At 72.8% G+C, this 21250-nt stretch carries 24 protein-coding genes and 1 pseudogene; 11 read left to right on the top strand and 14 right to left on the bottom strand.

What is annotated here, in order from left to right; all coding sequences use genetic code 11:
* Positions 1–65: 65 nt before the first annotated feature.
* Together ACIA79_RS00845 and ACIA79_RS00840 are read left to right on the top strand one after the other, a co-directional pair.
* The gene (locus tag ACIA79_RS00845; protein ID WP_399425730.1) at positions 66–1538 is read left to right on the top strand and encodes an aldehyde dehydrogenase; all 1473 of its coding nucleotides are present in this window, start codon (positions 66–68) and stop codon (positions 1536–1538) included.
* A complete protein-coding gene (locus ACIA79_RS00840; RefSeq protein WP_399425728.1) occupies positions 1538–1771 on the top strand; it encodes a ferredoxin in 234 nt (77 codons plus the stop codon). Before ACIA79_RS00845 ends, ACIA79_RS00840 begins: the two co-directional genes overlap by 1 nt.
* A 119-nt stretch (positions 1772–1890) precedes the next feature.
* Here ACIA79_RS00840 and ACIA79_RS00835 read toward each other — a convergent pair whose 3' ends face one another.
* On the bottom strand, positions 1891–2511 hold the full coding sequence (locus ACIA79_RS00835; RefSeq protein WP_399425725.1) for a TetR family transcriptional regulator: 621 nt from the start codon (positions 2509–2511) through the stop codon (positions 1891–1893).
* Between the two features lie 214 nt (positions 2512–2725).
* Here ACIA79_RS00835 and ACIA79_RS00830 point away from each other — a divergent pair, with 214 nt between their 5' ends.
* The 3 genes from ACIA79_RS00830 to ACIA79_RS00820 all read left to right on the top strand — a co-directional run bounded on the left by ACIA79_RS00830 (position 2726) and on the right by ACIA79_RS00820 (position 5932).
* Positions 2726–4054, top strand: a complete 1329-nt coding sequence (locus ACIA79_RS00830) for a glycosyltransferase family 4 protein (RefSeq protein ID WP_399425723.1) — start codon at positions 2726–2728, stop codon at positions 4052–4054.
* 64 nt (positions 4055–4118) lie between these two features.
* Complete coding sequence (locus ACIA79_RS00825; RefSeq protein WP_399425721.1) at positions 4119–4859, top strand: class I SAM-dependent methyltransferase; 741 nt, start codon at positions 4119–4121, stop codon at positions 4857–4859.
* A complete protein-coding gene (locus ACIA79_RS00820; protein ID WP_399425719.1) occupies positions 4856–5932 on the top strand; it encodes a prenyltransferase in 1077 nt (358 codons plus the stop codon). Before ACIA79_RS00825 ends, ACIA79_RS00820 begins: the two co-directional genes overlap by 4 nt.
* 163 nt (positions 5933–6095) lie before the next feature.
* Here the strand turns inward: ACIA79_RS00820 and ACIA79_RS00815 are convergent, their stop codons facing one another.
* Positions 6096–7088: a GlxA family transcriptional regulator gene (locus ACIA79_RS00815; RefSeq protein ID WP_399425718.1), complete on the bottom strand. Its 993-nt coding sequence runs from the start codon at positions 7086–7088 to the stop codon at positions 6096–6098.
* Positions 7089–7140: 52 nt separating this feature from the next.
* Here ACIA79_RS00815 and ACIA79_RS00810 point away from each other — a divergent pair, with 52 nt between their 5' ends.
* The gene (locus ACIA79_RS00810; protein ID WP_399425716.1) at positions 7141–7536 is read left to right on the top strand and encodes a cupin domain-containing protein; all 396 of its coding nucleotides are present in this window, start codon (positions 7141–7143) and stop codon (positions 7534–7536) included.
* A gap of 133 nt (positions 7537–7669) precedes the next feature.
* On the opposite strand, the gene ACIA79_RS00805 is transcribed toward ACIA79_RS00810, so the two are convergent.
* Positions 7670–8098: a hypothetical protein gene (locus tag ACIA79_RS00805; protein ID WP_399425715.1), complete on the bottom strand. Its 429-nt coding sequence runs from the start codon at positions 8096–8098 to the stop codon at positions 7670–7672.
* Between the two features lie 837 nt (positions 8099–8935).
* On the bottom strand, positions 8936–9904 hold the full coding sequence (locus ACIA79_RS00800; RefSeq protein ID WP_399425713.1) for a LuxR C-terminal-related transcriptional regulator: 969 nt from the start codon (positions 9902–9904) through the stop codon (positions 8936–8938).
* 335 nt (positions 9905–10239) lie between these two features.
* Between ACIA79_RS00800 and ACIA79_RS00795 the strand changes: the two genes are divergently transcribed.
* Positions 10240–10905, top strand: a complete 666-nt coding sequence (locus tag ACIA79_RS00795; protein ID WP_399425711.1) for a 1,4-alpha-glucan branching protein — start codon at positions 10240–10242, stop codon at positions 10903–10905.
* 31 nt (positions 10906–10936) lie between these two features.
* On the opposite strand, the gene ACIA79_RS00790 is transcribed toward ACIA79_RS00795, so the two are convergent.
* From ACIA79_RS00790 to ACIA79_RS00755, 8 genes and pseudogenes are all read right to left on the bottom strand, one after another.
* Positions 10937–11230: a hypothetical protein gene (locus tag ACIA79_RS00790; RefSeq protein WP_399425710.1), complete on the bottom strand. Its 294-nt coding sequence runs from the start codon at positions 11228–11230 to the stop codon at positions 10937–10939.
* Positions 11231–11299: 69 nt separating this feature from the next.
* Entirely contained in the window at positions 11300–12304 is a 1005-nt protein-coding gene (locus ACIA79_RS00785) for an LLM class F420-dependent oxidoreductase (RefSeq protein ID WP_399425708.1), read from the bottom strand.
* A gap of 92 nt (positions 12305–12396) precedes the next feature.
* On the bottom strand, positions 12397–13278 hold the full coding sequence (locus tag ACIA79_RS00780) for a hypothetical protein (protein WP_399425706.1): 882 nt from the start codon (positions 13276–13278) through the stop codon (positions 12397–12399).
* 97 nt (positions 13279–13375) lie between these two features.
* The gene (locus tag ACIA79_RS00775) at positions 13376–14266 is read right to left on the bottom strand and encodes an N-acetylmuramoyl-L-alanine amidase (RefSeq protein ID WP_399425704.1); all 891 of its coding nucleotides are present in this window, start codon (positions 14264–14266) and stop codon (positions 13376–13378) included.
* Between the two features lie 135 nt (positions 14267–14401).
* Positions 14402–14920 (bottom strand): hypothetical protein, encoded by a 519-nt coding sequence (locus ACIA79_RS00770; protein ID WP_399425702.1) that lies wholly within the window; start codon positions 14918–14920, stop codon positions 14402–14404.
* 4 nt (positions 14921–14924) lie between these two features.
* Positions 14925–15506: a class I SAM-dependent methyltransferase gene (locus tag ACIA79_RS00765; protein WP_399426256.1), complete on the bottom strand. Its 582-nt coding sequence runs from the start codon at positions 15504–15506 to the stop codon at positions 14925–14927.
* 171 nt (positions 15507–15677) lie between these two features.
* Positions 15678–15980: a hypothetical protein gene (locus ACIA79_RS00760; protein ID WP_399425700.1), complete on the bottom strand. Its 303-nt coding sequence runs from the start codon at positions 15978–15980 to the stop codon at positions 15678–15680.
* A 134-nt stretch (positions 15981–16114) separates the two neighbouring features.
* A pseudogene (locus tag ACIA79_RS00755) lies at positions 16115–16551 on the bottom strand (ATP-binding protein).
* An 84-nt stretch (positions 16552–16635) separates the two neighbouring features.
* Here ACIA79_RS00755 and ACIA79_RS00750 point away from each other — a divergent pair.
* Both ACIA79_RS00750 and ACIA79_RS00745 read left to right on the top strand, forming a co-directional pair.
* Entirely contained in the window at positions 16636–17484 is an 849-nt protein-coding gene (locus ACIA79_RS00750; protein WP_399425698.1) for a Scr1 family TA system antitoxin-like transcriptional regulator, read from the top strand.
* The gene (locus tag ACIA79_RS00745; RefSeq protein ID WP_399425696.1) at positions 17444–17731 is read left to right on the top strand and encodes a DUF397 domain-containing protein; all 288 of its coding nucleotides are present in this window, start codon (positions 17444–17446) and stop codon (positions 17729–17731) included. The genes ACIA79_RS00750 and ACIA79_RS00745 overlap by 41 nt, the downstream gene beginning before the upstream one ends.
* On the opposite strand, the gene ACIA79_RS00740 is transcribed toward ACIA79_RS00745, so the two are convergent.
* Entirely contained in the window at positions 17715–18002 is a 288-nt protein-coding gene (locus ACIA79_RS00740) for a chorismate mutase (protein ID WP_399425694.1), read from the bottom strand. The genes ACIA79_RS00745 and ACIA79_RS00740 overlap by 17 nt on opposite strands.
* Before the next feature lie 76 nt (positions 18003–18078).
* A complete protein-coding gene (locus tag ACIA79_RS00735; protein WP_399425692.1) occupies positions 18079–18909 on the bottom strand; it encodes an SDR family NAD(P)-dependent oxidoreductase in 831 nt (276 codons plus the stop codon).
* Positions 18910–19063: 154 nt separating this feature from the next.
* Between ACIA79_RS00735 and ACIA79_RS00730 the strand changes: the two genes are divergently transcribed.
* Together ACIA79_RS00730 and ACIA79_RS00725 are read left to right on the top strand one after the other, a co-directional pair.
* A complete protein-coding gene (locus tag ACIA79_RS00730) occupies positions 19064–19648 on the top strand; it encodes a TetR/AcrR family transcriptional regulator (RefSeq protein ID WP_399425690.1) in 585 nt (194 codons plus the stop codon).
* 107 nt (positions 19649–19755) lie between these two features.
* Positions 19756–21201 (top strand): MFS transporter, encoded by a 1446-nt coding sequence (locus ACIA79_RS00725; protein ID WP_399425688.1) that lies wholly within the window; start codon positions 19756–19758, stop codon positions 21199–21201.
* The last annotated feature ends 49 nt before the right edge of the window (positions 21202–21250 follow it).

The following is a 21250-nucleotide window of genomic DNA, read 5'->3' as shown; positions in this document are numbered from 1 at the left end:
GCCCACTATAACTAGAACTGGTATCAGTTCTGAGTCACTGTCAGGAACCGGCGGGAGGCACTGCCATGACCGAGCTGGTCGAGCACGGGAAGCTGTTCATCGGCGGGGAGCTGGTCGATCCGGCCGGGACCGGCATCATCGAGGTCGTCTCGCCGCACACCGAGCAGGTCATCGGCCGTGTCCCGCACGCCTCCGAGGCCGATGTCGACCGGGCGGTCGCCGCGGCGCGCCGGGCCTTCGACGAGGGGCCCTGGCCGCGGATGTCCCCGGACGAGCGGATCGCCGTCGTCACCCGCGTCAAGGACGCCGTCGCGGCGCGGCACGAGGAGATCGCCCGCGTCATCAGCGCGCAGAACGGCTCCCCGTACTCCTGGAGCGTCCTCGCGCAGGCGCTCGGCGCGCTGATGGTGTGGGACGCGGCGATCACGATCGCGCGCGACTACCCGTACGAGGCGCAGCGGGCGGGCGTGCTCGGTCCCCTCCTGGTGCGGCGCGAGCCGGTCGGCGTGGTCGCGGCCGTGGTGCCGTGGAACGTCCCGCAGTTCACCGCCGCCGCCAAGCTCGGGCCCGCGCTGCTGGCGGGGTGCACCGTGGTGCTGAAGCCGTCACCGGAGACGCCGCTCGACGCGTACCTGCTGGCGGAGATCGCCCGGGAGGCCGGGCTGCCGGAGGGCGTGCTGTCGATCCTGCCCGCCGACCGCGAGGTCAGCGAGTACCTGGTCGGCCACCCGGGCGTCGACAAGGTCTCCTTCACCGGCTCGGTCGCGGCCGGCCGGCGCGTGATGGAGGTCGCCTCCCGCAACCTCACCCGGGTCACCCTCGAACTGGGCGGCAAGTCGGCCGCGGTGATCCTGCCGGACGCCGACCTCGACGCGGCGGTCGCCGGGATCGTCCCGGCCGCGTGGATGAACAACGGCCAGGCGTGCGTGGCCCAGACCCGCATCCTCGCTCCGCGCTCCCGCTACGACGAGTACGCCGAGGCGTTCGCCGCCGCGGCCGGGGCGCTCGTGGTCGGCGACCCGCTCGACCCGGCGACCCAGGTCGGGCCGCTGGTCGCCCGGCGCCAGCAGCAGCGCTCGCTCGACTACATCCGCATCGGCCAGGAGGAGGGCGCCAAGGTCCTCACCGGCGGCGGCCGCCCGGCCGGCCCGGAGCGCGGCTGGTACGTCGAGCCGACGCTCCTCGGCGACGTCCACAACGGCATGCGCGTCGCCCGCGAGGAGATCTTCGGCCCGGTGATCTGCCTCCTTCCGTACGGGGAGGAGGACGAGGCCCTGGCGATCGCGAACGACTCCGACTACGGGCTCAGCGGCAGCGTGTGGACGTCCGACACCGGGCACGGCATCGACTTCGCCCGCCGGGTGCGCACCGGCACCTTCAGCGTGAACACCTTCAGCCTCGACATGCTCGGCCCCTTCGGCGGCTACAAGAACTCGGGCCTGGGGCGTGAGTTCGGCCCCGAGGGGTACGGCGAGTACCTGGAGCACAAGATGATCCACCTGCCCGCCGGGTACGACGCCGGCCACGGGGACGCGTGATGGGGGACCGGTGGCACGTGGAGGTCGACCGGGGCCTGTGCGTCGGCTCGGGCCAGTGCGTGCACCACGCGCCGGGCGGCTTCGCCCTCGACGCGTCCCGCCGGTCCCGCCCCCGCTCGTCCGAAGCGGACGCGCACGAAGCGGTCCTCGCGGCGGCGGAGTGCTGCCCGGTGGAAGCGATCACGATCACGCTGCTGCCGGGCGGGGAGGCGGTGTTCCCGCCGGAGGAGTGAGCGCCGCCGGCGCCTCCGGCACCCGCGCCCCTCGGAGCACCTCCGGCAACCACCCCCCGCCGCCACCTCCGGCGACCACGCCCCGCCGCCCCGCCGCCGTCAGCGGTGAGGAGGGGGGCTCAGTCGGCGGGGGAGGGTGCCGGGGCCGCCGTCAGGTCGATCAGGCGGCACACCGTCTCGATGTCGATCTTCACCTGCGCGATCGACGCCCGCCCCGAGAGCCAGGTGATCAGCGCGGAGTGCCAGGTGTGCTCGATCACCCGCACCGCGGAGAGCTGCTCGGGCGTCGGGCGCTCCAGGCCCATGGCGTCCAGGATGATCGCGGTCGTCTGCCGGGAGACCGTGTCGACCTCGGGGCTCACGCTGCGGTCCGCGAAGGTCAGCGCCCGCACCATCGCGTCCGCGAGGTGCGGCTCGCGCTGGAGGGCGCGGAAGGCGCGCATCAGCGTCTCGGCCACCCGCTCCGAGGCGCTCTCCCCGGCCGGCGGGCGCTTGCGCAGCGTCGTGTGCAGGTGGTCCAGCTGGTCCTGCATGGTGGCGACCAGCAGGTGGATCTTGGACGGGAAGTAGCGGTACAGCGTGCCCAGCGCGACGCCCGCGGCCTCGGCGACCTCCCGCATCTGGACGGCGTCGAAGCCGCCCCGGCCGGCGAGCTGCGCGCTGGCGTGCAGGATGCGGCGGCGGCGCGCCTCCTGGCGCTCGGTCAGCGGCGGCGACGCCGGTCTGTCTTCCCCTGTCATGTGTCCCCGTGGCCCCGTTCCGTGACGTTGGTGCGCGACAGTATGGCGGCGCGCCCGCCGTGGCGCGAATCACCTGTTCCGGCTCTCACAGCGGCGCTACCTGCCGGTAGATTCGAAGCTCTTTGAACGATCAAGAACGATCAAGTCTGTAACTTGTTCTAGATTAGCGCGACCGGTTACGCTCCGGCGAAACGCAGGCAGAAGGGGGCCGCGAGTGACCGCTGAGGCCATAGAGGCAGGCCCCCGCGCCCATGCCGTCGGACGCGGTGGGGACGGCCCGCTGCGGATCGCGCTCCTCACCTACAAGGGCAACCCGTTCTGCGGCGGCCAGGGCGTGTACGTACGGCACCTGTCGCGCGAGCTCGCCCGCCTCGGGCACTCCGTCGAGGTGATCGGCTCGCAGCCCTACCCCGTCCTCGACGAGGGCGACGGCCTGGAGGGGCTCCGGCTCACCGAGCTGCCGAGCCTCGACCTGTACCGGCAGCCCGACCCCTTCCGGACGCCCAAGCGCGACGAGTACCGGGACTGGATCGACGCCCTCGAAGTGGCGACGATGTGGACCGGCGGTTTCCCCGAACCGATGACCTTCTCCCTGCGTGCCCGCCGTCACCTGCGCGCCCGCCGCGGCGACTTCGACGTCGTCCACGACAACCAGACCCTCGGCTACGGCCTGCTCGGCGACCTCGGCGCCCCGCTCGTCACCACCGTCCACCACCCCATCACGGTGGACCGGCAGCTGGAGCTGGCCGCCGCGCAGGACTGGAAGCGCCGCGCCTCCGTACGCCGCTGGTACGCCTTCACCCGCATGCAGAAGCGCGTCGCCCGGCGCCTGCCGTCCGTGCTGACCGTCTCCGGCTCCTCCCGGGACGAGATCGTCCGCGACCTCGGAGTGCGCGAGGAGCGCATCCGGGTCGTGCACATCGGCGCCGACACCGACCTGTGGTCGCCCGACCCGGCCGTGCCCGAGGTGCCCGGCCGCATCGTCACCACCTCCAGCGCGGACGTCCCCCTCAAGGGCCTGGTCCACCTCGTCGAGGCGCTCGCCAAGCTGCGCACCGAGAACCCCGACGCCCACCTCGTGGTCGTCGGCAAGCGCGCCGAGGACGGGCCCGTCGCGCAGGCCATCGAGCGGTACGGGCTCGACGGCGCGGTCCGGTTCGTCAAGGGCGTCACGGACGCCGAGCTCGTCGACCTGTACCGGGGCGCCCAGGTGGCGTGCGTACCGTCGCTGTACGAGGGCTTCTCGCTGCCCGCCGCCGAGGCGATGGCCACCGGGACGCCGCTGGTCGCCACCACGGGCGGGGCGATCCCCGAGGTCGCCGGCACCGACGGGGAGACCTGCCTGGCGGTGCCGCCCGGCGACGCGGGCGCCCTCGCCGCAGCGCTGGGCCGGCTGCTGTCGGCCGACGGCGCCGAGCTGCGCGCCCGCCTGGGGGCGGCCGGCCGCGCCCGGGTGCTGGACAGGTTCACCTGGGCCCGCGCGGCCGAGGGCACGGCGGCGCTGTACCGCGAGGCCATCGCGGCGCGGGGAGCCGGCCGTTGACCCCCCACGCCTCCCGTACACCCTCCCCCCTCCGTGACATCCACCGTGAAAGCAGGCCGCCCTCGTGCTGACCGTCGACTTCACCCGCTTCCCGCTCGCCCCCGGCGACCGCGTGCTCGACCTGGGCTGCGGGGCCGGCCGGCATGCGTTCGAGTGCTACCGGCGCGGAGCGCAGGTCGTCGCCCTCGACCAGAACGGCGAGGAGATCCGCGAGGTCGCCAAGTGGTTCGCCGCCATGAAGGAGGCCGGTGAGGCACCCGCCGGGGCCACCGCCACCGCGATGGAGGGCGACGCCCTCAACCTGCCCTTCCCCGACGCGTCGTTCGACGTCGTGATCATCTCCGAGGTCATGGAGCACATCCCCGACGACAAGGGGGTGCTCGCCGAGATGGTCCGCGTGCTGAAGCCCGGCGGCCGCATCGCCGTCACCGTCCCCCGCTACGGCCCGGAGAAGGTCTGCTGGGCGCTGTCCGACGCGTACCACGAGGTCGAGGGCGGCCACATCCGCATCTACAAGGCGGACGAACTCCTCACCCGCATCCGCGAGGCGGGCCTCAAGCCGTACGGCACCCACCACGCCCACGCGCTGCACTCGCCGTACTGGTGGCTCAAGTGCGCCTTCGGCGTCGACAACGACAAGGCGCTGCCGGTGCGGGCCTACCACAAGCTGCTGGTCTGGGACATCATGAAGAAGCCCCTCGCCACCCGCCTCGCCGAGCGGGCGCTCAACCCGGTCATGGGCAAGAGCTTCGTGGTGTACGCGACCAAGCCCCACCTGCCCAGCGCCGCGGTGGAGACGAAGTGACGTCACCGGAAAGGGTCGCCGCGCACCTCGTCCTGCCCGGCGTCCTCACCGCCGAGCAGGCCGCCGAGACCGTCGCCGGGATCCTCGCCGCGCAGCGCGAGGACGGAGCCATCCCGTGGTTCCGCGGCCACCACCTCGACCCGTGGGACCACACCGAGGCGGCCATGGCGCTGGACACGGCGGGCGAGCACGCCGCGGCCGCCCGCGCCTACGAGTGGCTGGCCCGCCACCAGAACGACGACGGCTCCTGGTACGCCGCGTACCACGACGGCGACCACACCCGGGTGACGGACGCGGGGCGCGAGACCAACTTCTGCGCCTACATCGCGGTCGGCGTCTGGCACCACTACCTGGCCACCGGCGACGACGCCTTCCTCGACCGGATGTGGCCCGCCGTGTACGCGGCCGTCGAGTTCGTGCTGCGCCTCCAGCAGCCGGGCGGCCAGATCGGCTGGAAGCGCGAGGCCGACGGCACACCCGTCACCGACGCGCTGCTGACCGGGTCCTCCTCCATCCACCAGGCGCTGCGCTGCGCGCTGGCCATCGCGGAGGAGCGCGAGGAGCCGCAGCCCGACTGGGAGCTCGCGGCCGGCGCCCTCGGCCACGCCATCCGCAACCACCCCGAGCGGTTCCTCGACAAGAGCCGCTACTCGATGGACTGGTACTACCCGGTGCTGGGCGGGGCCGTCACCGGCGAGGCGGCCAAGGAGCGCATCGAGAGCGCGTGGGACGACTTCGTGGTCCCCGGCCTCGGCGTGCGCTGCGTGCTGCCCAACCCCTGGGTCACCGGCGGTGAGAGCTGCGAGCTCGCCCTGGCGCTCTGGGCGATGGGGGAGTCCGACCGGGCGCTGGAGATCCTCCAGTCGATCGCCCACCTGCGCGCCGAGGGCGGCTTGTACTGGACGGGCTACGTCTTCGAGGGCAACCGCGCCTTCTGGCCGGAGGAACTCACCACCTGGACGGCGGGCTCCCTGCTGCTGGCGGTGGCCGCGCTGGGCGGCGAGGAGGCGACCACCGCGGTGTTCGGCGGCGAGCGCCTGCCGCGGGGGCTGGAACCGGACTGCTGCGGATAGGACACGCCCGGCGGGCGGAGCCGCCCGCCGCCGTCTCCTTGCCGCCGCCGTCCGCACGCTCGCCGTCGGCCCGTCCGTACCGTCCACCCGCCGGGCGGACGGTACGGACGGGGCACGCCCCGAGGGCCCGTGGCCCGGCCCGTACGCCTGTCTGAACCCGGCGTCAGCCGGGGCCGAACCGGCGCTTGTACGCCGACGGCGTGATGCCGGTCCCGCGGCGCATCAGCGCGCGCAGGTTGGCGGCGGTGCCCAGCCCGCTGCGCCGGGCGACGACCTCGAACCGGGACTCGCCGCGCTCGATCAGCCGGCACGCCAGCGCGAGCCGCTCCCCCGTGAGCCAGGCCAGGGGCGTCGTGCCCAGCTGTGCCCGGAAACGGCGGTGCAGCGTCGCCGGGCTGACCGCCGCGCGCGCCGCGAGGTCGGACACCGTGAGCGGTGCGTCCAGCCGTTCCTGGGCCCAGGCCAGGACGGGCCCCAGGGACTCGTCCAGCAGGTCGGGCATGGGGCGCTCCACGAACTGCTTCTGGCCGCCGTCCCGGTGGGCCGCGAACACCAGGCGGCGGCTCACCGAGGCGGCGATCTCCGCGCCGTGGTCGCGGCGCACCACATGGAGTCCGAGGTCGAGCGCGGCGGCGCTCCCCGCGGCGGTGAGGATGTCGCCGTCGTCGACGAACAGCACGTCCCGTTCGAGGCGGACGGCGGGGAAGCGGGCTCGGAAGGAGTCCGCCCACTGCCAGTGCACGGCCGCCCTGCGCCCGTCGAGGACACCGGCCTCGGCCAGCGTGAACGCCCCGCTGCAGAAGCCGAGCAGCCGCGCGCCGCGCGCGTGCGCCCGCCGGACGGCGTCGAGCACGGCGGGGCGGCGCGGCACCTCGACGTCGGGACGGTTGGGGACGATCAGGGTGTCGGCCTCGTCGGCCGCTTCCAGCCCCGCGACACCGGTGAGCGTGAAGAACCCGTCACGCATCACGGTGCGGGGCTCGGGTGAGCAGAGCCGGAAGGCGTACAGATCGGGGCCGATCTCGGGCCGGCGCAGGCCGAACACCTCGGTCGCACACCCCAGTTCGAACGGGTTGGAGTTCTCGTCGACGATCACGACGACCCGGTGCGGACCCGGCGCGCCGCGCGGCGCCGCGTGCGAGGATTCTTGCGCCATGTGCGATTCCTAGCACTCGCCCCGGCCGGGCGCCACGACCGAGGATGGGCCCATGAGCAGCGAACCCATCTCCCTCGGCAGGGCTCTGGCCTCCTTCGACGCCCTGTGGAGCCCCCGCATCGTCACGCGCGTCAACGACTACGACGTCCGTATCGCCAAGGTCGAGGGCGAACACGTCTGGCACGCGCACGACGACACCGACGAGTTCTTCCTGGTCCTCGACGGCGCACTGCACATCTCCCTGCGCGAGCCCGCCGGGGAGCGCACCGTCCAGCTCCCGAAGGGCTCGGTCTTCACCGTCCCCCGGGGCACGCCGCACCGGCCGTTCGCTCCCTCCGGCGCCCACATCCTGATGTTCGAGCCCACCGGCACACCGTCCGTGGGCGACCGCCACGACGAGGTCCCCGACCACGTCGACGCGACGACCGGGCACGCCCTCGGCCTCTGAGCCGACGGGGCGTCCCGCCGCCTCCGGCCTCCGGCTTCCCAGGCCCGGCGTTCCCGGCCCCGGCGGGCGGCCCGGCCCCCGGCCCGGCCGGGCACCCCCGTGGCTCGGCCCGGATCCGGAAGGCGGACACAACCTAGATCCAGTCGTCGATGCCGTTGAAGTTCAGCCGCACGCTCGACACCACCAGGCCGGTGGGCGACTTCGTGGGGCCGTAGCAACCGCGGGTGTAGCCGGGCTGGAGGGTGGACGGCGCGCAGTCGACGTCCCCGCCGTAGTTGGTCTGGATCTCCCCCTCGATCGCTATGGCGACGCTCGCCCTGTTCTGCACCACCAGGACGGTCTGGGTGCCGCCGCTGGAGTTGTGCACCCAGCAGAGCTTGAAGAGCACGTTCTTCGAGCCCTTGTGCTGTTTGTACTCGGAGGGGGTGCAATTCCAGTCCGGAGTGGTGCTGACGGCCTTCCAGCCCACCTCCGCGGCCGAGGCCGGCGATGCCGCGAGGGCGACGGTGCCGGCGGCTGCCGCGGTCAGAGCCAGTGAGCGGCGTACGAACGACTTCTTCATGGATGCTCCCTGTTGTTGTCAGTGGTGGTTCGGGGTGCTGCTGGTCCTCAAGGGCCGGGCGGAGGGGGTTGCGTGAACGGCTCAGCAGTAGCCGGTCCCTTCGCCGGCAGCCCAGGCTCTTGGCGGTGCAGTAGCAGCCGCGGGTGCATTCACCACGACGCACGACGTGAAATGCAGACCGTCGGCGTTGTACGGGCTCACATAGTCGGAGCAATGCCAGTTGGAGTTCGTACCGACGGCCTTCCCATTCACGGTGGAAGGCGCTGCCGAATCCGGCGGGATGGTCAGCAGCGTGACACCCGCGGTGGCGAGGATGGCGAACCACCTCTTGATGACACCGTTTCGCGTGGTGATGGGTCATTGGGTCGTCCCAACGGAACGGATCGCACTGAACGGCCCGGCGCCCGGCGGCGCTGAGCTCGCGACCTGCGGCGGAGCACGCGCACGGGCGGCTCCTCCGCGTTCCGGAGCGTCGCCGCGGAAACTCTCGTACACCTTTCCCGTGGTGCCGGAGTGGCCGCAGGAAACGCGTCCGGCCTCCCGCCACTCCTCCGTGGGCCCGGGCTCGGCCCCTTTCGCCAGAATGGCGGCGGAAGCCCGGAAGACGATCACCGTACGAAAGGTTCCCCCGAAGGCGGAACGGCCTTTGCGGCGGAGTGGTGAGGCGGTGCGCATACGGAATCCCCCGGAAATTGCCGCTGCTTTCCGCGGCCCGGTGATCAGAATGGCACCGCGCCACCTTCGACCGCACCGCCTGCGGCCTGCGTGATCAGGCAATGCGGAGAGCAGCACGGGGGGCGAACCCGGACGTATCGCCCGGACCCGGCAGGGTCGGCGTCAGTCGAGGGCGCCGTGCTTCGCCAGGAGGTACGCGAGCTGTGTCCGGCTGTGACTGCCGAACTCGTCCGACGCCCGCTTGATGTGGTTCTGCACGGTGCGCGGGCTCATGCCCAGACGCGCGGCGATCGCCGCGTCGGTGTGCCCCTCCACCATGAGGCGCAGGACGGACAGGCGCCTCTCGTCCGTGAGGGCGGCGGGCTTCCCCGCCGCGGCGAACTCGACGGGCTCCGCGAGACTCCAGGCGTGCTCGAAGACATTGACCAGGAAGAGCACCAGGCCCGGGTGTTCCACCAGCAGGGCGTGGTGACTGCGGTCGTACCGGTCGTCCGGAACGACCGCGACGGACCGGTCGTAGATGATCAGGCGCCCGGGCAGCTCCCCGTCGGTACGGAAGCGGCTGCCCGCCAGGTGCATCCGCGCCATGAACTCCAGGGTCGGCTCGTGGGCGCGCACCGTGTGCTGGTACAGCGCTCGGTGCTGTACGCCCCGGCCGAGCATGGCCAGGAGCTGGGGGCCGGTCTCGTCGAGGACGAACTGCGGACGGGGGCCGCCCGGCTGGGCCGCCAGGAGCTCCTCACGGCAAGCGGAGTTGAGCGTCCGCAGCGTGTCGGTGATGACATCGATGCCGCGCAGCATCCGCACCGCGGTGACGACGTGCTCCTGCTCCTCCCGGTACAGCCGCTCGGCGGGCCCGACGGCCTCCGCCATCGCCAGCATCCGCTGCCGCGCGTCCTGGATCTGCCGCTCGACGGGCCGCTGCATCTCGTTGAGCGCGACGTCCGGCGGTACGGGTACGAGGACCTCGGGCTTCCCCGCCATCGGCCGCATCAGCCCCAACGCGAGCAGGCACTCCGGCACGGGCCCGGTCGTCGACCCGGCCCCCAGAGCGTCCCGGTACGCGGCGAGCCCCTCCGCGCACAGCGGCGTCGCCGCCCCCTGGCTCCCTGCCGCAGCATCCGAGCACATGCAAGTCCCCCTCGTTCCCCCGGCAGGCACCCCTTCATCCGGCACCCGAGCCCGCTGTGCGCGTGTCGGCGCAACCGCGTCCGAGCAACCCGGACGAGTCGTCGAACGAGTCACCCCGGGGCACCGACCCGTTCCTGCGTCACTGGTCGGTGACACGGCTTCGGCCCGTCCAGGATAGTGATCTCCTGCGCACGCCCCTTTCAGCGGAGGCGAGACCACCCGAAGGCGCCGCCCGGGAGCTCGTGAGGTGGCGGTCGCCGGGGCAACGGCGACGTCGCGCGCGGGCGATGGCAGACTCGCAGCGTCGCGTCCCCGCAACGAGAGAGAGCTTCGGTATGGCCGTCATCCACCGGACCACCCTCACGCCGACCAAGCTGGAGCTGCTCGCCTCCTGGCTGCCGTCCAGGCCCTGGTACCGCGGTGGTGCCGGCGCGGGCGGGGTGGAGCCGGTCAAGGCGGGTGGGTTCCGGCTGGACGATCCCCAGGGGGAGGTCGGCATCGAGTTCATGGTGGTCACCGACTCCTCCGGCCCCCACCCGGTCGCCTGCCTCGTGCCGCTCACCTACCGCGGCGCCCCGCTCGACGGGGCCGAGCACGCCCTGATCGGTACCGCGGAGCACGGGGTGCTGGGGCGCCGCTGGGTCTACGACGGGTGCCACGACCCGGTGCTCGCCGACCGGTTGCTCGCCCTGGTCGAGGGGCGCGCCGAGGCACAGCAGCAGAGCGTCAGCGACACCCCGGACCCGGAGATCGCGCGCTCCCACACGGGCGGCCGGTGCCGCCCCACCGGCCTGACCGTCACGGACGACACGGAGGGCACCGACCTGGTCCTCGCGCGGGACACCGTCCTCCGCCTGCACCGGGCCCTGCGACCCGCGCCGGACGGGCCGCTCGCGCTTCCCGGCGGTGCGACCGGCCATGTCGCGGGCCCCTGGCGCATGCCGGACGGCACGCGCGCCCGGGGGCTGTTCGCCGTCCTGCACGGCCCGCCCCAGGGGTGAGCCCCGGGGCCGGGACGGCAGCGGGTCGCCGTCAGTACCGGCGCAGCCGACCCGCGACCAGGTGGCCGATGAAGACGTAGACGACCGCGGCGAGACCGTAGCCGGCCACGACGCGCAGCCACGTCACGTCGAAGGTGAACAGGTCGTGCGACCAGCCGGCCAGGAAGCGGGCCGCGTCCTGGACGAACTGCACCAGGTCGTTGGCCCGGTTGGCCTCCAGCAGGTACATCAGGATCCACAGGCCGATGATGGCGGCCAGGACGTCCGCGACGACCGCGACCGCGGTCGCCGCCTGCGAGCTTCCGTTCCGATGACGGGGAGACATGCGGTACGGGTTGCCCCGCATGCTCGCGTCAAACGCATGTCGCGAGCCCGGTCTGATCGGGAGAACACCCTACGCGTTCAGCTCCGCCAGCACCCGCAGCGTCGCCGGGTCGGGCGCCGTCACGAGCAGGTCGGTGACCGGCCCCGCGCGCCAGAGGTCCAGCCGTTCGGCGATCCGCCCGCGCGGCCCGACCAGTGAGACCTCGTCGGCGAAGGCGTCCGGCACGGCGAGCACCGCCTCCTCGCGGCGGCCCTGCGCGAACAGCTCCTGGATGCGGCGGGCCTCGGCCGCGTACCCCATCCTGGCCATCAGGCCGGCGTGGAAGTTTTGGGCGGCGTGGCCCATGCCGCCGATGTAGAAGCCCAGCATCGCCTTCACCGGCAGCAGGCCCGCGGCGACGTCGTCGCATACCTGCGCGCGGACCAGCGGCGCGACGGTGAACCCCGCCGGGAGGTCCTTCAGGGCGTACACGTCCGTCCGCAGCGGCGACCAGTACAGCGGCAGCCAGCCGTCGGCGATGCGCAGCGTCTGCGCGATGTTCTTCGGCCCCTCGGCGCCCAGCAGGACCGGCAGGTGCGGGCGGAGCGGGTGGGTGATGGGCTTGAGCGGCTTGCCGAGGCCGGTGGCGTCCGCACCGGTGTACGGATGGCGGTGGAAGCGCCCCGCCAGCCGCACCCGCCCCTCCCGGCGCAGGACTTGGCGGACGACCTCGATGTACTCGCGGGTCGCGGTCAGCGGGCTCGCCGGGAACGGGCGACCGTACCAGCCCTCCACCACCTGCGGTCCGGACAGGCCGAGGCCCAGCATCATCCGGCCGCCGGATAGGTGGTCCAGCGTGAGCGCGTGCATCGCGGTGGCGGTCGGCGTCCGGGCGGCCATTTGCGCGACCGCCGTGCCCAGCCGGATCCGCGACGTGTGCGCGGCGATCCAGGTGAGCGGGGTGAAGGCGTCCGATCCCCACGCCTCGGCCGTCCACACGGAGTCGTAGCCGAGCCGCTCGGCCTCACGCGCCAGGTCCAGGTGACCGGCGTCCGGCCCGCGCCCCCAGTAGCCCAGTGCCAGTCCCAGCCGCATGACACCGACCTCCTGACGGTATGTCAGTTCAGCGGTCGACTGTACGCCAACGGCCCCCCGCCCGGAAGGGCGAGGGGCCGTGCGGGGCGGTCTCAGCCGCGCTGGATGCCCGTCGTGTCCTGGAGCACGCCGCGGCGGCCGTCCTGCGTCTGGGCCACCAGGCCCTGACCGCGCTGCTCCACCGCCAGGTACCAGGTACCGGGGGCCAGTTCGGCGATCGGCGTCGGCGAGCCGTCCTCCGCGTACAGCGGACGGGCGACCGGGACGGCGAACCAGAACGGCGAGAAGTCCGACGGGGCGCCGCCCTGCTGACCCGGTGCCTGGGCCTGCGCCGGGGCCTGGCCCTGCGCCGGCTGGGGCTGCTGCTGCGCGGGCTGGCCCTGCGCCGGCTGCGGCTGGCCCGGCTGGCCGCCCTGGGCGCCCGGGTAGCCGTAACCACCCTGCGGCTGGCCGCCGAACGACTGCTGCGGGCCACCGGGGTAGCCGTAACCCGCCGGCGGCTGCGCGCCGTACGGCTGCGGCTGCTGCGGACGCGGCGCACCCATCAGCGGGGCCTTCAAGGCCGGGACGAGCGGAGCGGCGACGGCCGCCGCGGCGAGCACGATGGTGGCGAGCAGGCCGAGGATCATGCCGGCGCCCGCGTCGGCCTCCATGTCGATGATGGTCCAGAAGGCCGTCCACAGCGCGAAGATGCAGAAGGCGACGCCGAACTGGCCGAGGTCGATGCCGACGACCTTCCGGCCCGGCATCGCGCGGCCGACGACGATCAGGGCCGCGCCGATGACACCGGCGAGGAACATGCTCATCAGGAGGCCCAGGGAGTCCCAGGCGTTCGGGGCGTCGTAGTCCGGGCAAACACTGCTGCCGGCCGGGCAGTCGATGCCGGGCGTCAGACCGAGGAACGAGGCGACGAACAGCACCACCGCTGCTCCGATCACCACGCCATCGCCTCGAGTGAGGGAGCGGATGTTCACGTGAAAAGTCCTTCGTCGGTTGTCTCGTCGGGTGCGGGGGTGGCGCGAAGCACGGGGGCGGCCCCATCGTACGGGCCGAATCTATCGTCCGTCTCGACTAGCCCCGCAGGTAGGTGCTGATCCCCTCCGCGATCCCGCGGGCCGCTTTCTGCCGCCACGCGGCATCCGTCAGCAATGCGGCGTCCTTCGGGTCACGCATATTGCCGCATTCGACGAACACTTTGGGCACGGTCGACAGATTCAGTCCACCGAGATCCTTGCGCACGTCCAGACCGGTACCGTCGCCGACGTAGTTGGAGGGCGCGCTTCCGGTGGCCGCGGCGAACCGCGCCGCGATGTGCCCGCCGAGCGTGCGCGACGGGCCGACGATCGCCGCCGTGTCCGCTCCACCGCCCTTGACCAGGGCGGGAAGGATCACATGGAACCCGCGGTTGCCGGCCGCCGAGCCGTCCGCGTGGACCGAGACGACGGCATCGGCCGCCGCCTTGTTGCCGATCCGGGCACGCTCGTCGATGCAGGGGCCGTACGGCCGGTCGGCGTCATGGGTGAAAGTCACCGTTGCGCCCTGCTTTTGCAGCAGGGTGCGAAGACGGTGTGAAACATCCAGGGTGAATTCGGCTTCGGTGTAACCGGCGTCGGTGGCAGTGCCGGTGGTGTCGCATTCCTTGCGGTTCGTTCCGATATCCACCTGCGTGGCGATTTCCCGGGTGTGTGTGAAATTCCCCGGATTGTGTCCCGGGTCGATCACCACGACCTTTCCGGCGAGGGGCGCGGCCGCGGTGGGCACCGCCCCGGCCGTGGAAGCCGCCGTCGCGGGTGCGGAGGCGGTCGGTACGCCGCGCCGCGGCGCCTTCGCGTCGGGGCCGTCCGCGCCGCTCGTCGTCTCCCACGCGAGCCACCCCGCCGCGGCGGCGATCAGGGCCGCGGCGGCGGCCGCGAGGGCCGCGGCCCGGCGGCGGGCGGGGGAGGGGCTGTCGTCGTCGTGCACCCGGCGATGCTACGCGCCGGCGCCCCGCGGTCGTGGGACCGCGCGACGCCCGCGCACAGCCGCGCCACGTCCCGCCGCGGGCCGTGCCACGCGGGACCGGAGGTCACACGGGGGTCCGCCCCCGGTACCCGGAGCTCAGCGGGCCGCGGCCTGGATGCTGTACACGTCGCCGACCCGCAGCGTGTCCGGCGTGCAGTACTCGCCGTAGGTGCCGATGACCGACACCTCGACCCCCGACCCGGGCTGCCGGAACCGCCGGTAGTACGGAGCGTTCGCCGGCACCTCCGGCACCTCGACCAGCGGGACCCCGCGCCGCTCCAGCAGGCGCCGCAGCTTGTCGAACCGCAACCGGGGCGTGAACCGCCCGTACCGGGCGCGCACCACCTCGCCGACGACCCTGCTGCCGCCGTGGGCGAGGCGGTGCACCTGCAAGGTGACGTGGTGCCCCGACCACGGGTCACCGGCGGCGGCCCGGTCCCAGAAGAACTCGGCCAGCCCGTAGTCCCGCCCCAGGCTGCACGCACCGGAGCGGTTCTCCGTGAAGCCCGCCCCCAGCACCTGCGTGACGCGCTCCGGGGAGTCCGAGGGGCGCGCGCCCAGCACGGTGCCGGTCGTGACGACGTCCACGTAGAACGCCAGCGAGTACGGCGTCACCGGGTCATCCGGCGGTACGCCGCAGCACCCGCAGCGAGTCCGTCACCGACACCTCGGTGAAGTCGCCCGACTCCAGGGCCCGCAGGTAGATGCGGTACGGCGCCTGGCCGCCGTCCGCCGGGTCCGGGAAGACGTCGTGGATGACCAGCAGCCCGCCGGGCGCCACGCGCGGCGCCCAGCCCTCGTAGTCGGCGGTCGCGTGCTCGTCGGTGTGACCGCCGTCGATGAACACCAGCCCCACCGGCCCCGCCCACACCTTCGAGACCTGGGGTGACCGGCCCACGACCGCGATGACGTGGTCCTCCAGGCCCGCCTTGTGCAGCGTGCGGCGGAACGTCGGCAGCGTGTCCATCAGTCCGATCTCCGGGTCCACCACCGTCGGGTCGTGGTACTCCCAGCCCGGCTGCTGCTCCTCGCTGCCCCGGTGGTGGTCGACCGTGACGACCACCGTGCCCGCCGCCCGCGCCGCGTCGGCCAGCAGGATCGTGGACCGCCCGCAGTACGTGCCCACCTCAAGCAGCGGCAGCCCGAGCCGCGCGGCCTCGGCCGCCGCCGCGTACAGCGCCAGCCCCTCCCGTACGGGCATGAACCCCTTGGCGGCCTCGAAGGCGGCCAGCGTCTCCGGCTTGGGCGCGGCAGAGGCCACGGGTTCCTCCTGGACTGGTGTGCGTACTGGGCGGTCACATCGTAGGCGCCGCCGCCCGCCGCGCATCGGCCGGGAGCTGCCGCCCCCTCGGGTGCCCGCGCAGGGGGTGCATCACTTCGGGCATATCCAGTTGCACAGGCCGTCGTCGTTGTCCGGCCACTCGCAGCAGAGCCGGGCGAGGCCGTCAGGCTCGTCGACCTTGTCGCGATCGACGAACTCCGTGACGATGCGACCGTCCTCGACACGCGTGACGCCTATTTGCTGCTTGAAGTCGATCCTCAGTACTTCCAGCTCCAACCTCCTGCATTTCACCGCATACCGCCCAGCAGCCTCGGGGTACTTGGCGAACAGTCTGCTGACCTCTTCGAAGAATTCAGGGTCGCGCTCCGGCCCGCAGGCGGGCTTGGTCTCCATGGCTGCACTCCCCACGTCGAGTGGTTGCATCCCCGAATCCATGGTCCCTCGGCGGAGAGCCGGGTGCTACCGAGCCCAGGACGGTCCCCCGTTCAAGCTCTCGAAGAAGCACGCCGCAACGTCCGGAGCCGCCGTCAGGCCGAAGGTGCGGCGGCCCGCGGCTTCGCATCGCACTCGAACCACACCGTCTTGCCGTCCGACAGCTGCACCGTCCCCCAGCGGTCGGTCACCGCCTCCACCAGCAACAGCCCCCGCCCGCCCTCGGCGAGTTCGTCACCCCGCCGCACCGCGAGCGGCGGGCGCGCGGACCCGTCCGTCACCTCGACCCGCAGCCCCTCCGGGCGGCGCAGGATGAGCATGGTGCACCGCCTCCCAGCACATGCCGTACGACGTTGGCGACGAGCTCCGTCATCGCCAGCTCGGCGGCGTCGCTCAGCTCCGCCAGGTCCCAGCGCGTGAGGAACATGCGCAGGATGCGCCTGATGTGCCGCGCGGAGTGCTCGCCGACGGTGAAGCCCATGCGGTAGCTGCCGCTCGCGTTCGCCGGTGAGGGTTCAATCCCGTGATCCATGTCACCAGAGTGCGGCGACGTGCTTACGCTCGGCTACGAAACGAAACGAACGCCGCACGGCGTGCACTTGGGGGTGGCCGCCGCATGGTCAACATCCGCGACCTCGATCCCAGCGCCTCACCGCTGGACTACTACGGCTCCGAGCTCCGCCGCCTGCGGGAGGCGGCGGGCCTCAAGCAGGCCCAGCTCGGCGACATCATCTTCTGCACGGCCTCGCTGATCGGCCAGATCGAGACCGCCCGGAAGGTCCCCACGCGGGACTTCTCGGAGCGTGCCGACGCGGCACTGGGGACTGGTGGGACCTTCTCCCGGCTGGTGGGGCTGGTGCTGCGGAGCCAACTGCCGCACTGGTTCCAGCCGTACGCGGAGATGGAGGCGAAGGCGGCGTACATCTCGACGTACCAGGCGCAGTTGGTCTACGGCCTGCTCCAGACGGAGGCGTACGCCCGGGCGGTGCTGGGCGCTCGGACCGATGGCAACCTGGACACCCGCGTCGCCGCCCGCATGGAGCGGCAACGGATTCTGGAGCGCGAGAACCCGCCGCTGGTCTGGGCCGTGCTGAGCGAGGCGGTGCTGCACCAGGAGATCGGTGGCCGGGGGGTCATGCGGGCTCAACTCGCCCACTTGTTGGACCTCCAGGGGCGGGAGTGGGTGCAGGTGCAAATCCTGCCCTTCACGGCCGGTGCGCACACGGGGCTGATGGGCTCGTTCAACCTCTTGAGGTTCGAGGACGACCCCGATCTCCTCTATACCGAGGACTTCGTACAGGGCCATATGACGGCCAATCCACAGGCTCTCCGGGAGGGTTCCCTCCGTTACGATCACCTGCAGGCCGCCGCCCTCTCGGTCGAGGATTCGGCGGCACTGATCGCCCGCGTAATGGAGGAGCGCTATGGAGACCATCCAGAACCTGACGGGCGCACGGTGGCGTAAGTCCAGCTACAGCGGCGACACGGGCGGCCAGTGCGTCGAGTGCGCCCCCCTCGGCGCCGCCGCCTGGCGCAAGTCCAGCCACAGCGGGGACACCGGCGGCGACTGCGTCGAAATCGCCGCCCAGCCCTGCCGCGTCGCCGTCCGCGACTCCAAGGACCCGGACGGCCCCGCCTTCACCATCACCACCGCCGCGTTCGCCGCGTTCGTGACAGCCGCCGCCGAAGACGGCTTCACCGGTCGCGGCTGAACTCCGCCAGTTCGAGGTCGATGAACGCCGCGATCATGGCCCGCCAGACGGCTTCGGCGACCTCGGGGGCGAGCCCGGCGGCTTCGGCCCGTGCCCGGGCCGCCGCGACGACCTGCTCGACGCGGCCCGGGGCGCGGACGGTCGCCTCGTCGGTCTTGAAGTCGGCCGCCCTGCAGACGAGTTCCTGGCGGCGGGCGAGCAGGGCGGTGAGTTCGGTGTCGAGCGCGTCGATGTGCGCTCGCACCTCGGCGAGGGACTGGGGTTCGGACATGGGATGCGTCGTTTCCTTCCGGTGAGAGGCGGGAAGGTGGTACAGGCGGTGGTGCGCGGGGCCGGGGCGGCCCGCGTCACGCCGCCACCGTCGCGGCGGACTTCGCGGCGCGCGGGGTGTCGAGCACCTTGCGGGTGATGCGCTCGGCGACGGCCGTGACGAAGGTGCGCGGCCGGCGCGGGGTGAGGTGCGCGGCCAGGGCGTTGGAGAGCCCGGGGGTGACGTAGGCGCGGTCGCGGTCCAGGGCGCGCAGGGCCGCGCCGACCACGGGCGCGGCGGTGGTCATGGTGCCGTTGACCGCTGCCTTGCGGGTGCCGATGACGTCGAAGAACGCGGTGTCCACCGGGCCGGGGCACAGGGCGAGGACGCGTACGCCGCGGCCCCGGTACTCCTGGCGCAGCGCGAGGCTGAAGTTCAGGACGAACGTCTTGGCCGCGCTGTAGACGGCGAAGTACGGGGAGGGCTGGAACCCCGCGGTGGAGGCGACGTTGATCACAGCGCCGCCGCCGCGCCGGAGCATGCCGGGCACCAGCGCGTGGGTGAGGTCCACCAGCGCCACCACGTTGACCATGAGCTGGTCGTGGTCGCGTGCTCCTTCCGTCTCCTCGAAGCGGCCGCAGGTGCCGAAACCGGCGTTGTTGACGAGCAGGTCGACGCTCCGGCCCAGGTCCTGGAGGCGGGCGTGGATGCGCGAGGCCGCGTCGGGTTCGGCCAGGTCCTGGACGATCACGTCCGCCCGGATGCCGTGCCGGGCTCGCAGGTCTCCGGCGATCCCGTGGAGGCGGTCGGCAGAGCGGGCGACCAGGACGAGGTCGCTGCCGCGGGCGGCGAGCTGGGCGGCGAACTCCGCGCCGAGCCCGGACGAGGCTCCGGTGATCAGGGCCGTGGGGCGGTGGGTCGCTGACATGGCACATCCCTCCGTTCCGGCGGGAGTCGCTCTCCCGCCGTCGAGTCACGACTGTAGCGACTCGCGGCTTATCCGCAACAGTGATGTAGCAGTTAATTGGTGAATCGCTTCATTGGTGTACGGTCTGCGCAGGTTCCGGGGATGAGGAGGCGGCATGAAGGCAACCCCGCAGCGCCCTCTGCGCGCGGACGCGGAGCGCAGCGTCCGGCTGATCCTGGAGGCCGCCGAGCGGGTCCTGGAGGCCGACCCCGCCGCGCCCATGGAGAAGATCGCCGAAGCCGCCGGAGTGGCCCGGACGACGGTCCACCGCCGGTTCGCCAACCGGCAGGCGCTCGTGGAGGCCCTGGCGGGCAACGCGGCGCGACACCTCGACGACGTCGTCACCGAGGGCCGGCCCGAGACGGCGCCCCCGCTGGTGGCGCTGCACCAGATCACCGCGGGCGTCCTGCGGGTCAAGCTGGGCTGGCGGTTCGCGCTGGGCCACGCCGTGACGCCCGGCGGCGAGGCCGAGCGCATCCTCGCCGGAGTGCAGGACCGCTGCCTGGCCCTTCTGACGCGAGCCCAGCAGGCGGGCCTGTTCGACGCGGAGGCCGATCTCCTCTGGGTCCGCCGCGTCTACTACGCGCTGATCGGGGAGACCCTGCAGGACGCCGGCTCCGCGAACGACCCCGACGCCCTCGCCGCCCGCATCATGGACACCCTCTTCCACGGCTTCGGGCCCCGCCGGGGGGCGTCCTGACCGCCCTGGGGCGCCCTACGACGTAGGTCCTGTCGTAGGACGCGTACACCGGGTCGTACGACGAAACCCCATGTACGGCCCGCAGGGCAGCTGCGACCATCACACGCATGGTCCAGCCGCGCTCCGACACCCACGCCCCCGCTCCCACGATCACCGCCGGCCCCCGTGCCCCGCACACGTGGGCGGTGCTCTTCGCCGCCTGTGCCGGGCAGTTCCTCGTCGTCCTCGACGTCTCCGTCGTCAATGTGGCGCTGCCCTCGATGCGCACCGATCTCGGGCTGTCGGCGCTGGGCCTCCAGTGGGTGCTCAACGCGTACACGATCGCCTTCGCCGGGTTCATGCTGCTCGGCGGGCGGGCCGCCGACCTGTTCGGGCACAAGCGGATGTTCCTGATCGGGCTCGGGCTGTTCACGGCCGCGTCCCTGGCGGGCGGGCTCGCGGTGGAGGGATGGCAGCTGCTGGTCGCGCGGGCCGCGCAGGGGCTCGGGGCGGCGGTGCTGGCGCCCGCGACGCTCACCATCGTCACCGGCGCCGTACCGGCGGGGCCCGCGCGGACCCGGGCGATAGGCACCTGGTCGGCGGTCGGGGCGGGCGGCGGCGCCGCCGGCGGACTGGTCGGCGGCGTCCTCACCGACATGCTCTCCTGGCGATGGGTGCTGCTGATCAACGTGCCCGTCGGCGTGGTGGTGCTGATCGGCGCCGCGCTGTGGGTCCGGGAGAGCCGTACCGGCGGCGGGCGGCGGCTCGACCTGCCCGGCGCGGTACTGGTCACCGGCGGGCTCGCGGCCGTCGCGTACGGCATCGTGCAGACGGAACAGGCCGGCTGGGGCGCCGCCGTGACGCTGGTGCCGCTCCTCGGCGGCCTGGCGCTGCTGGCGGCGTTCGTCGCGGTGGAGGCGCGCACCGCGGCGCCGCTGATACCGCTGAAGGTCTTCCGGTCGCGGGCGGTGACGACGGCCAACCTGTCGATGCTCGTGAACGGGTCGGCGGCGTTCGCCATGTGGTTCTTCATGACGGTGTACGCGCAGAATGTGCTGCATTACACACCGCTGGAGGCGGGCCTCGCGCTCGTACCGAGCTCCATCAGCGTGATCGTCGGCTCCAAGCTGGCGCCACGGCTCATGCCGGTGGCCGGCGCGCGGAACCTCGCGGTGCTCGGCACGCTGATCGCCGCCACGGGCTTCGGCTGGCAGTCGCTGATGGAGGCGGACGGCGGGTACCTCACGACGATCCTCGGCCCCGGCATCCTGATGATGCTCGGCATCGGGCTGATCATCACCCCGCTCGCCTCCCTGGCCACCTCGGGCGCGGCCCCCGGCGACGCGGGGCTCGTCTCCGGACTGGTCAACACCTCCCGCACGATGGGCGGCGCCCTGGGCCTGGCCGCGCTGTCCACCGTGGCGGCCGCCAGGTCGGCCGGCGGCACCGGCCCGGAGGCCCTGACGGCGGGGTACGCCCTGGCTTTCCGGGTCAGCACCGGCATCCTTCTGGCGGGTGCCGTACTGATGCTTTTGTGGCTGCCGCGGCGCGCGGAAGGGGGCGCCGAGTCCTGATCGTCACCGTCGCGGTTCCCCGAGAACGGCTCCGTGCGCGCATACTGGC

Source organism: Streptomyces sp. NPDC051310 (assembly GCF_044455245.1).
Classification (GTDB): domain Bacteria; phylum Actinomycetota; class Actinomycetes; order Streptomycetales; family Streptomycetaceae; genus Streptomyces.
This window is presented reverse-complemented; position numbering and strand designations above follow the sequence as displayed.